Here is an 11,833-nt window from a genome sequence, read left to right as displayed (position 1 = left end):
TTGTAATTTTTAGTTAATAATTAATTTTTGAGTAGCTGTTTTGTTTACAGAATTGAAAACTTTAATTAAGTATACTCCACCATTTAAGCCAGAAACATCTAAACTTTTATTAGATAATGTTGTAGTTTCTATTACTTTTTTACCTAATAAATTAAATATTTGCACTTTAGATATTGTTGTATCTGTATTTATATATAAGTTGTTGCTAGCAGGGTTTGGGTAGATTGATAAACTATTTGCAAATGTAACTTCGTCATTTACACCTAAAGAAGCGCTACTACTAAAAGTAACACTGTCTATTTGTAAATCTCCAGCAGATGCTTTATTACCGTTTTCTGTATCTCTAATTACAATTTGAAAATCTTGAGCTAAACCAGTCCACTCTGCTTTTTCAGATAAGTCGAACGTTAATGTTTCAAAATCGGTAGTACTTGTATTCATGCTTTTGTTTGCTCCTGTAACCGAAGCATAATTATCTGCAGAACTTTTGAACTGAAATCTTATTTGATTATTAGTTGCAGATTTGTTATTGTATACAATGTGCACAAATTTGTTAGTAGTAGCATTTACATTATTTATAGATTGAATAATTTTTGAAGATTCACCAGCAACTGGAGTAATTGTTAACACTCCAGCAGAAACTACTACACTTGCATCTAATTCTTCCCAGTTTTCTGCGTCAGTATCAAAAGTATAACTGTTTTTTTCTACTTTAGGTATTTCATTAATAAATTCTATGCTATCAAATTCTACTGTTTCTCCTGTAGATGTGTGGTTTGTGCCGTTATTTGCTGTACTACTATCATCCTTAAAATGAACTTTAACATCATTTACTTTTCCTGCCCATTGAGCATTTGAAACATCAATATAATATGTTTTAAACTCACTATCATTTTTAGAAATTATAACGTTTTTGTATACTCTACCAGAAGGTGCTTTTGGAAAAGAAACACGCATAAGAGTTGGTCCATTTTCACTAACCTTTACAGTAATTGCGGCAATCTTATTGATTTCTGCATCTATATTTGCTGTACTATTTGTTAAAAGTGGGTTTGTTCCTCCATTTGTAGTTAATGTAACTGAAGTTGCATTTACAGTTAAATCTGCGGATGATGTTGTCCATCCCTCTGCATCGTTTGTAAAATTAAATGTTTGCGAGAAACCAAAAAATGGTACAAACATTAATAAAATAATTAAAGTAGTTTTTTTCATAATAAATTTGTTTAATTGTGTTTACTTATATATTATAATCTTAGATTGTTTAACAGTGTTATCTGTAAAAGAAGTGTATAAAAAATAATTTCCAGTGTTAAATTTAGCTAAATCTTTGTGGTTTTCAAATTTTTTAACAAAATAAAATTTTTCTTTAACGTCTAATTACATCAACAATCTTTTTTTTTAATGACTTATTTTTTATGAGGTTTTGCTAAACATAGTTTAAAATTCTAAAAATGTGACACTCTTTGAAATTGTATATTCACATTCAAATTCAAATAAACTACTGTATAAACTGTCGCCCAATTTCCTTCAGAAGGTGCACTTAAAACATTTCCTGCATTAATACCTCTCTCGATATTTAATACCATTTGTTTAGAGAAAAATTGTCCAAACATACCTAACCTAAGAGAGTAGAGTAATAATAAGAGATTGTTTTTAAGTTGCATAATTAAACCTTCGTTTAAATATTGTTATTCTTTACCTTCTTTAATTGCTTTTTTTTGTTCTTTGGTAAGGATTTCTTTATTAATTTTTTTAAAAAACGTTTTATTTAATGCTTTCTTATCTTCTTTACTTGCATCTTTTCCTAATTTCTTAAGTGCTGTTAAACGCTCTACATGAACTGCAGTAATTTTTTTCTTTTGCTCATCAGATAAAGCCAGACTTTTATCTCCTTTTGCAATTTGTGTATTTACTTTTTCAACTAAATCTGCAGCTTTTTTTAGGATGCCTTTAGACTGTGAAAAACTTATTGTTGAGATTCCTAAAAATAGGATACATAAGAATGTTAATGTTTTCATTTTTTAAGATTTGTTACAAATTAGTTATTATTGATTTTGTAAATATCTATAATAATTACAATTTTAAGGTTCAATTACTGTCGGATAAAGTTTAATAAACGTGAAAACACCTAAAAATCAGAGATTTTAGGGTGTTTTTTATCGATTTAATTGTAAAAAAAATATTTTTAAAATGTTAATTCTGATGTTAATTAGGGTAAAATAACATGTAGAAATGAAGCTAAATTATTCTGAAAAAACAAAGATTATTTTAATTTAACTTTAAAAAAGGGTTTGTAAACCGTTAAAATTTTCTTCTAAAATTACTTCAGGATCACCACCTTTTACATGTCCTAAAATGTTAAAAGAACCTGTGTAATTTAGGTCTAATAATTCCTGAATCATTTGCTTTTCTAAAGTGCCTTTTCCAATGGTTATAATTTTAGGTCCTTCAGCTTTCATTCCATTTAAACTAACTGCCCATAAATATGGAAACAGCATTTTTATATTTTTAGAATATTCGTCTAAAGAATCATGCGCATGATGAAAATTAAACACAACTCCCAAATTTTCATTTGGCAATGCTTTTATGATTCGAAGCTGATTTTCTGGCTTCCCAAACCAACCACCATGATTGTATAACGCAATTTTACAGCCTAATTTACTGGCTCTTTTAGAAAGATAAGAAACCATGGCTACAGATTGCTTCAAAGACTCCTCATCCGTTAATTTATCAAAATATGTTGGCTGAAAACCAATCCAAATTTGAGTTTTTAAGCCAGTTTCTTCCAAATTTTTAAAAACAACTTCGCTATCTGGTTTTAAAGAGTCTACTTTGTCTTTATTTAAATTGATGTATAACCAAACTGCTTTTATGTCTATTCCTTTCTCTTTTGCCAAGTTCCATTCTTCTTGCATTGTAGGTATGTGTTTTGGGCGATTTCCATACGCATATTGTTTGTAACCCAAGCGTTCTAACATTTCTAAACGCACTTTTGGCGTACGTTCTTTTACATCGAAACCAACAATAGACCAAGGAATTAGATTGCTTTTGGCAAATAGCTTTTTTGTGTCATTTTTAGGTTTGGTATCTGTTTTACAAGAAACACTAGTAACTAGAATTAAAAGTAATAACAATAATATAGGTTGATTTTTTTTCATAATTTATTTTGATGTGCAATAAATAGGATGCTTGTTTTCAATTAATCAAATCTATAGATAAAGATACCAATTATGGTATATAAATTATCAAAAGGTGTTTGATATACGTTTTAGATTGGAGTAAATGATAAAAACAAAGAAGTCTTTGATATATTAAACATCAAAAACTTCTAGTAGTTAAATTTTATTATTAAAAACTATTTTTTAAAATCAGGATTTGCCTTTGGCTTTTCATAACCAGTATCTATTTTCCATTCTTCCAACCTTTTTTTCATTTTTGAAATGATTTGCGGATTTTCTTTTGAAATTTCTTTAGTTTCATAAGGATCGTTCTTTAAATTGTATAAATAATACCTATCACTTTCTACAACTTCTGTCATTTTATAACCATCCATTTGAATGACATTTACCCATTCGCTTGCAAACTCATTTTTTTTGTCACTCCATCTTGCATAGTTTGTGTATTCCCAAACCAAAGCATCTCTTTTTGTTGCTGAATTTTTCCCTAATAATACAGATGAAATATCTTCACCATCTAAAATATAATTTGTTGGTTTAGCAGTATTTGTTAAGCCCAAAATTGTAGGATAAATGTCTACGTGAATAATTGGTTCTGTTGAAGTTGATCCTGCTTTAATTTTATTTTTCCACTTAAAGATATAAGGAACTCTAATTCCGCCTTCAAAAGTTTCTCCTTTAACACCTTTATAAGGTTGATTAAAAATATTACTTTCTGTTTTATAATGTCCATTATCACTTGTAAAAACAATAATTGTATCATCTTCCAATCCTAAATCTTTTAAAGCTTGTAACAATTGCCCAACACTGTCATCTAAACTTTTAATCATTGCCAAGACTTTAACCTCATCTTTGCCAACGTCTTTATTTCCTTTTAATTTATTTTTGAAATGTGCTAAATATTCAGCCTTTGGTTGCAAAGGTTTGTGCACTAAATAATAAGGAACATACGTAAAGAAAGGTTTATTTGAAGCTTTTGCTTTTTTGATGAAATCAATCGTTTTTTCGGTAATTACATCTGCTGAGTACAAAGTATTGTCTAAATCTGGTTGATTTGGAGATGTTTTAAATTTATAATGCCCTGTAATTTCATAACCTTCATCAAAACCTTGGTTTTTGATTTGCAATTTATCTTTTCCTAAATGCCATTTTCCAAAAGCAGAAGTCGTGTATTTGTTCGTTTTTAAAGCTTCTGCAATAGTTGTTTTATCCAAACCTAACCCAATACCAGCACCTTGTACACGATTTTGGGCAGGTGGTAAAAACTTCATTGCTTCCAACGTTTTTTTATCCTTTTTATAACGGTCTGCAACTCTGTACACCTTGTGTCTTGGCACATATTGTCCAGATAAAATGGAAGCTCTTGATGGCGCACAAGTTGGGTCGTTTGAGTAGCCATTTGTAAAATGCATTCCTTCAGAAAAAAGTTTATCTATATTTGGAGATTCTACCAATTTGTTGCCATAACAATTTAGAGCATTAATACCCAAATCATCTGCCAAAATAAAAACTACATTGGGTTGTTTTTGTTCGATTTTTGATGAAGTGTTTTGTGCTTTACAGCATTGTAAACCAAAAAATAAAACTAATAATAGCGTAAAATATTTCATCTTATTTCTTCTTTTTATTTTTTAACCAAAATAATTCTTTCCAAACTTTAGGACCATCATTTTCTAACTTTTCTCCATCTGTACTTCTTCCATTTAAGATAATATCATTTAATGTTGAAGTCAATTCTTTCTTTTTATCGGCGTAGGCTTCATCCTGAAATAAGTTGTTTGTTTCAGAAGGATCTTCTTTTATATTTATTAAAGAATTTTTCTTGTCAAACTTATTTAAATCTAATTTCCAATCTCCTTTTCTGATTGAAAAACGACCAGCAAAATCAGTATAAACTGAAGCTTTTCTGCTGTAATTATCTTTTCCTTTTAAAAGCGATAAAATACTGTAACTATCTACACCTTGGTTTTTATCAGTTTTTACGTTTAATAAATCTGCACAAGTGGCATATAAATCACCCAAAGTAATTGCAGTATTGTTTTTTGTATTTGGTTTTACTTCATTTTTCCATTGTACAATAAAAGGAACTGTATGTCCACCTTGATTTAAGGATGCTTTTCTACCTTTTAAATAGGCACTTGGTTTATGATTGTATTTACTTTCAAATTCTACAGGAAAAGAAGCTTTGGAAGCGCCATTATCTGCAGTAAAAATGATAATTGTATTGTCTTCAATGCCTTTTTCTTTTAAAGCAGTAACAATTTGGCCAACTGTCCAATCTAATTCTTGAATAAAATCGCCATAAATTCCTGCTTTACTTTTTCCTAAAAATTCGTCTCTTGGGTATACAGGAGTATGAGGTGCAGTTAAAGGAATGTATAAAAAGAATGGTTTTTCTTCTGAAGATTTACTAATATAATCCACAGATTTGTTGGTTAAATCGAGCATTACTTGTTCTGCTTTAAAACCTGGTGCTTTGTCTCCTTTACGTTTTAATTTTTGTCCGCCAACCAAATCTTTTTTTCGTCCACCAGGAAAATCTTTATTTCTTCCATCTCCTTTCATTGTTTCAGTAGGAATAAGAATCAATTTATTATTTTCTGAATACACGTAAGGAGGGAAATCTAAAGACGCATTTAATCCGAAGAAATAATCGAAACCATTATCTGTTGGACCACCTTTAAAAGGTTTGCTATAATCTACTTTTTTGCTGATGTCATTTTTAAATTGATATGGATTTTTTGCATCCATTTCCAAGTTTTCTTCAACTTTAAGTTCCCAGTTCCAACCCAAATGCCATTTACCAATCATTGCAGTTTGGTAACCTTTTCTTTGCAATAATTTTGGTGCAGTATCTTTTGTGTCTTCAATTAATGCTTTGGAATACCCATCTAAAACTCTTGCTTTTAATTTTGTTCTCCAAGAATATTCGCCAGTAACAATACTGTATCTCGATGGCGTACAAACAGATGAAGTGGTGTGTGCATCAGTAAAAGTCATACCATTACTAATCAATTTATCAATATTTGGCGTGTTTACTTTTGCTTCGGGATTTAATCCTGAAACATCTCCAATACCTAAATCATCAGCTAATATATAAACGATGTTTGGTTGATTTTTATTGACTTTAGAAGTCGTGTTTTGTGCTTTACAAGAACCGAATCCTAAAAGAATTAGAGAAAGCTTGAAAAATTTATTCATAACTATTAAATGCTGTAATTTGAATTGCTTTTGTGTTTTCTAATACATTTAAACGGATTCCGTAAATAGCATCGCCATTCAGTTTTATTCGCAAACCTTCGCCAATTGTTTTTCCATTATAAACAGTATTCCAATTACCATTTTTATCTTTAGTTTCAAGTGTAAAATCTCGAGTACAATGCGAACGCATGTTCTCACTCAACAAAACAGTTTTTACTTTTTTTGCTGATTTAAAATCTAACGTTAGACTTGGAGTTTTATCTTCTTTTTTAGGTTCCCACCAAGATTTTAAGTGAATACCTTCACTAAAGACATTTCCTTTGGTGTTGTAAATTGCTTCTGGTTTGTTTTTTGCTTTTGCAAATGAAGATGAACTTACCTCAAAATCTTTTTTAGCAATTGGATTTGCTTTCCAAGTTTCAATTCTTTCAAATTTTGAAGGATTTTCTACCAACGTCAATTCCACAATATTATCTAAATTTTCATCAAATTTATTTTTATCAAAATGAAGATATAATTTTCCGTTTTTAACATCATATTTTGTAAAACTATCTGTAATTCCTGTTGCTGAAATAATTTCAATAGGTAATTGAGGTAGTTCTATAATTGCATCCGTATTATTTGCTCTTTGCTGTAAAACATGAATGTATAATTTGTTTCCAACTTGTGTTGATGCTCCATAGTCGCCACCAATATAAATTCCACGTCTTGTGTTTTTAATTGTGTTTCCGTATTTTTTAATCCAATCTCCCACTTTTTCAGCTTCAATTGCTTCTTTTTCTACAAATTCTCCTTTTCCATTTGGGCCTAAATTCAATAATAAATTCCCACCATTTCCAGCAACTTGAATTAGCATACTTAAAACAGTTTCATAAGGTTTTATGGGGCCTTTTGGGCTATATAACCATTTGTCTGTCATAGTTAAACAAGCTTCCCAATATCTGTGATGATTTACGGGGCCTAAACTTTGTTCTGGTGTATCATAATCGCCTTTGTCTTCTAAAGGCCAACCAAAACCAACTCTGGCATTGCTTATAATTCCTGGTTGCCATTTTTTCATGTCTTTTAAAACATGATAAGAATCCCATTGCCAATATTTTGTTGCTAAATGGTCCCAAAAAACACCATCAATTTTACCATATTCTGTAAACAATTGTTTTACATGTTCTTTCATATAAGGTAAATAATTTTCGTAATGTTTTTCACGAAGATTGTCTGGATGACTCCAATCTGGTTGTGAGTAATACCAAAATAATTTTACGCCAGCTTTATGTGCAGCATCTGCTAATTGCTTACAAATATCCTTTCCATAAGGCGTATTCATAATACTGTACTCTGTGTTTTTTGCATCAAAAAAAGTAAAACCATCATGATGTTTTGCTGTAAACACAATATATTCTGCGCCCCAATCTTTTACTTGTTGCATCCACTTGTCTGCATCAAAATTTTTAGGATTGAATTTTTTAGATAAGTTATCGTAAATTTCTGGGTCAACACCATTTGTAGCCGGTTTTCCAGCTCCAGGTCTTTCTCCATTTCTTCCCCAACTTAAAACATTTGTTTTTAATAATGCTGGTCCCCAATGAACAAAAATACCGAGTTTGGCATCTTTAAACCATTTCATTTCTGCATCTGTAGCATACAATTCTTTTTGTTGTTCTGCAGTTACATAAAACGATGAGTCTTTAGCGGCAAACTGCCATTGGTCTTTATAATTTGATTTCTTTTTTTGTGCGAAATTACTTATTGCAAGGCATATAAATAATAGGAGTAGTGTATCTTTCTTCATATTATATAAGACTCTTAAACTAAAAAATAGTTTAAATTATTTTTTTAAAAACTGATTGAAATCTCTTACGTCTTCACAACAAACTTGTTCCATAACTTGTTGTAATTGTGTCTTTAAAATCGAAATTGTGTGGTCTCCACCTTTTTTTCCTAATGCAGAGACTCCATACATAAAACTACGTCCCATAAAAGTAAATTCGGCTCCACTTGCCAAGGTTCTTGCAATATCTGGGCCAGAACGCATTCCACTATCCATCATCACTTTAATTTGATCGCTATATTTTTCTGCAATTCTTGTTAAAGGTTTTATGGTAGATTCTCCAGCATCTAATTGTCTTCCTCCATGATTAGAAACTATAACTCCATCCAATCCTAATTTAATAGCTGTTTCTGTATCTGCTTCTGTTGCTACACCTTTTAGTACAATCTTACCTTTCCACATATCTCGAATTGGTTTGATTTTCTCCTCTGTTAAACGTCCTGAAAAGGTGTTATTCATAAATAATCCCAATTGTTTTAAATCAAGATTTTTAGGCATGTAAGGTTTTAAAGTTTCAAAATTTGGTTGCCCGTATTTTAAAGTATTAAAAGCCCATTCTGGTTTCCCCATAACTTGAAGAATGTTAGATAACGTCATTCTTGGTGGCATTGCCAATCCGTTTCTAATATCTCTGGGTCTAAAACCAAAAGTAGGAACATCACATAAAATAACTAAAACAGGACAATGTGCAGCTTCTGCTCGTTTGATAATATCGTCTCGTAAACGATCTTCTGTAGGATGGTATAATTGAAACCATGCTTTTCCTTCAGTAATTTCGCTAATTCGTTCGATGCTACTTGTGGTAACTGTACTTAAAATAAAAGGTATATTATGTTTATGTGCCGATTTTGCTAAAATTTCTGGAGCATTTGGCCACATTAAACCTTGCAAACCAACTGGAGCAATTCCAAAAGGAGCATCGTAAGTATGTCCAAAAAGTTCTGTTTTTAATGAAGAACCTCCATGAGGTTTTAAATATTTGGGAAACAACTCTACATCGCGAATTTCCTTTGTATTTTTATGAAGGTTTACATCTTCATTACAGCCACCATCTAAATAATCGAAAGCAAATTTTGGTATGCGTTTTTTTGCTTTTTTGCGTAAATCGTTTACAGATGGGTATTTTGTATTGTATCCTAAATCCATTTTATTCTAATTGAAAAATATGTTCCATCAAACGCCATTTTTCATTTGGTTTTGATGTTGGTAATTCTTGTTGATATGTCCACATAAGAGTTTCCCATTCTTGTACTTTTGGGTTTTTAGCGTCCATTATTGCCTTTTTATCGAAAGAAAATGTGTTATTGACTTCCATAATCATAAACAAGCGATTTTCAATACAATAGATATCCATGTTTTCTATCCCAGAATCTCTAATGCTTTTAGTAATTTCTGGCCAAATTTTTTCATGGTATTTTTTATATTCTGCTATAAGTTTAGGGTCGTCGACTAAATCTAAGGCAAGACAATATCTTTTTAAATCTTTCATGTTTAAGTTTTATACATTATTGATTTATTGCTTCATATTTTTTAAACACTGTTAAACCATACCAAGCTATGTAAGCAAAACATATTAAGGGAAGAATAAACGAAAAGTTAATTTCTGCTACCCCTAATATTTTAGTATCTGCAACACCTCTTCCTCCAGCATCTATAATAATACCTTGCAACATTGGGAGTAAAGCACCACCAACAATTGCCATAACCAATCCTGCAGAGCCTACTTTAGATTGTTCTTCGGTTAAGTCGTTTAAGGCAATTCCATAAATTGTTGGAAACATTAAAGACATTGCAAAAGAGACGCCTACAACACCATACAATCCGAAAATTCCATCAACAAATATTGCTGTTAATACAAATACGCCTGCAAGTAAAGCGAATGACATTAATAGTTTTCCTGGACTCATAAAACGTAGCATTGCTGTTCCAACAATTCGACCTACTGTAAATAATACAAATGCTATAAATTGATAGGTAAATACATCTATTTTTTCATAACCAACAACATTTGCGTTTGCTAAATCTATTGCTTCTGCATATTGATAGATGTAAGTCCAAGTCATAATTTGAGCTCCAACATATAGTATTTGAGCAATTACACCCAAAACATATTTTCTATTGCTTAAGAGTTTTTTAAATGTTTCTCCTAAGCTAGGCATTGTTCCTTCTTCCTTTGATTGAGGCATTTTATTTACTAAAAATAAAACGAATACTACTAAAATAACCAATCCTAATATTACATAAGGATCTCGAATTACAGCTAAATCTGCTACTTTAATCATTGCTCTTTTTGCTTCGTCTAAAGCGCCAAAATTTGCAATATCGTCTGATTGTAAATTGTCATACACAAAAAACTTTGCGACTAATAAACCAGCAATCAACCCAATAGGATTTACAGATTGTGCTAAATTTAAACGTTGGGTAGCAGTTTCTTTGGCGCCCATTGCTAAAATATATGGGTTTGCTGCAGTTTCTAAAAATGCCAATCCAAAAGTTAATACATATAACCCTAAACAAAAAAACCAGAATTGTTCTGTAATTGCTGCTGGATAAAATAATAAAGCACCCACAGCATACAAACCTAAACCAATTAATACACCAACTTTATATGAGTATTTACGCATAAATAAAGCTGCTGGTATTGCCATGCAGAAATAACCTCCATAGAAAGCCATTTGAACCCATGAAGCTTGAGTGTTTGTTAATTCTAATACTTTTTTAAAAGCATTTACCATTGGGTCTGTAACTGCATTTGCAAAGCCCCAAAGAGCAAACAAAGAAGTTACTAAAATAAAAGGAATTAATACCTTTTTGGAAACTACTGGAATTTTTGAGGTGTTTTTCATAATTATATTGAACGATCTAAATGAGTATATCCACCATCTACAAAAACGAGTTGTCCTGTTGTGTGGCTTGATGTTTCTGACAATAAAAAAGCAACTGTATTTGCAATTTCATTATCTGTTGTCATTCTATTTTCTAAAGGGATGTTTTTGGTAATACTATTTAATTTTTCTTCGGGATTTGGGAAAGTATCTAACCATTTTTTATACAATGGTGTAAAACATTCTGCAACAATTACAGCATTTACACGAATTTTATAAGGTAATAATTCTACAGCCCATTCTCTTGTTAATGCATTTCTTGCACCATTAGCAGCTGCATAACCAGAAGTTCCTCCTTGACCTGTTACCGAGGTTTTAGAGCCAATATTTACAATGGCTCCTTTACTTTTTTTAAGTTCTGGCAGCGCAAAATGTGCCATTGCATAATAATGTGTTACATTTCGCTGAATGGAGGTCATGAAATCGTCGTAATTTCCGTTTTCTAAACCAATACCATCGTTAACACCTGCGTTATTTACCAATCCGTCAATTCTGCCAAACTCTTTAATTACAGAATTTATTGCGTCTTCACAAGCTTGTTTATTTGTTAATTCTGCAAAAGCATAAAAAGCTTTTCCTCCATTATTTTTTATTTTTTGAACAGCATCTAAAACATTTTGCTTATTTCTACCAATAATTACAGGAATTGCGCCTTCTTCTGCTAAGACATTACAGATTCCATTACCAATTCCTTTGGAACCACCAGTAACAATAATAACTTTATTTTTAAGTTTTAAATCCAT

Annotated in this window: 11 protein-coding genes; all 11 read right to left on the bottom strand. The window is 30.9% G+C overall.

Going from position 1 to position 11,833, the window contains the following annotated elements:
* Positions 1-9: 9 nt before the first annotated feature.
* Positions 10-1,212 carry a T9SS type A sorting domain-containing protein gene (locus tag H9I45_RS06035; protein ID WP_088353180.1) on the bottom strand — a complete coding sequence of 401 codons (1,203 nt, stop codon included), beginning with the start codon at positions 1,210-1,212 and terminating at the stop codon, positions 10-12.
* A gap of 233 nt (positions 1,213-1,445) precedes the next feature.
* Positions 1,446-1,586 carry a hypothetical protein gene (locus H9I45_RS06030; RefSeq protein WP_176397531.1) on the bottom strand — a complete coding sequence of 47 codons (141 nt, stop codon included), beginning with the start codon at positions 1,584-1,586 and terminating at the stop codon, positions 1,446-1,448.
* Positions 1,587-1,688: 102 nt separating this feature from the next.
* Positions 1,689-2,018: a hypothetical protein gene (locus H9I45_RS06025; protein WP_088353179.1), complete on the bottom strand. Its 330-nt coding sequence runs from the start codon at positions 2,016-2,018 to the stop codon at positions 1,689-1,691.
* A gap of 261 nt (positions 2,019-2,279) precedes the next feature.
* A complete protein-coding gene (locus H9I45_RS06020; RefSeq protein WP_088353178.1) occupies positions 2,280-3,158 on the bottom strand; it encodes a sugar phosphate isomerase/epimerase family protein in 879 nt (292 codons plus the stop codon).
* Positions 3,159-3,355: 197 nt separating this feature from the next.
* Positions 3,356-4,786, bottom strand: coding sequence for a sulfatase (locus H9I45_RS06015; protein ID WP_088353177.1), 1,431 nt, complete (start codon positions 4,784-4,786; stop codon positions 3,356-3,358).
* Between the two features lies 1 nt (position 4,787).
* A complete protein-coding gene (locus tag H9I45_RS06010; RefSeq protein WP_088353176.1) occupies positions 4,788-6,377 on the bottom strand; it encodes a sulfatase family protein in 1,590 nt (529 codons plus the stop codon).
* The gene (locus H9I45_RS06005; protein ID WP_088353175.1) at positions 6,370-8,166 is read right to left on the bottom strand and encodes an alpha-L-fucosidase; all 1,797 of its coding nucleotides are present in this window, start codon (positions 8,164-8,166) and stop codon (positions 6,370-6,372) included. Before H9I45_RS06005 ends, H9I45_RS06010 begins: the two co-directional genes overlap by 8 nt.
* A 36-nt stretch (positions 8,167-8,202) precedes the next feature.
* Positions 8,203-9,351 (bottom strand): alpha-hydroxy acid oxidase, encoded by a 1,149-nt coding sequence (locus tag H9I45_RS06000; protein WP_088353174.1) that lies wholly within the window; start codon positions 9,349-9,351, stop codon positions 8,203-8,205.
* A gap of 1 nt (position 9,352) precedes the next feature.
* Positions 9,353-9,694, bottom strand: coding sequence for an L-rhamnose mutarotase (locus H9I45_RS05995; RefSeq protein ID WP_088353173.1), 342 nt, complete (start codon positions 9,692-9,694; stop codon positions 9,353-9,355).
* Between the two features lie 16 nt (positions 9,695-9,710).
* Positions 9,711-11,051, bottom strand: a complete 1,341-nt coding sequence (gene fucP / locus H9I45_RS05990) for an L-fucose:H+ symporter permease (protein WP_088353172.1) — start codon at positions 11,049-11,051, stop codon at positions 9,711-9,713.
* A 2-nt stretch (positions 11,052-11,053) separates the two neighbouring features.
* Positions 11,054-11,833 (bottom strand): L-fucose dehydrogenase, encoded by a 780-nt coding sequence (locus H9I45_RS05985; RefSeq protein ID WP_088353171.1) that lies wholly within the window; start codon positions 11,831-11,833, stop codon positions 11,054-11,056.

This window comes from Polaribacter haliotis (assembly GCF_014784055.1).
GTDB classification, from domain to species: domain Bacteria; phylum Bacteroidota; class Bacteroidia; order Flavobacteriales; family Flavobacteriaceae; genus Polaribacter; species Polaribacter haliotis.
This window is presented reverse-complemented; position numbering and strand designations above follow the sequence as displayed.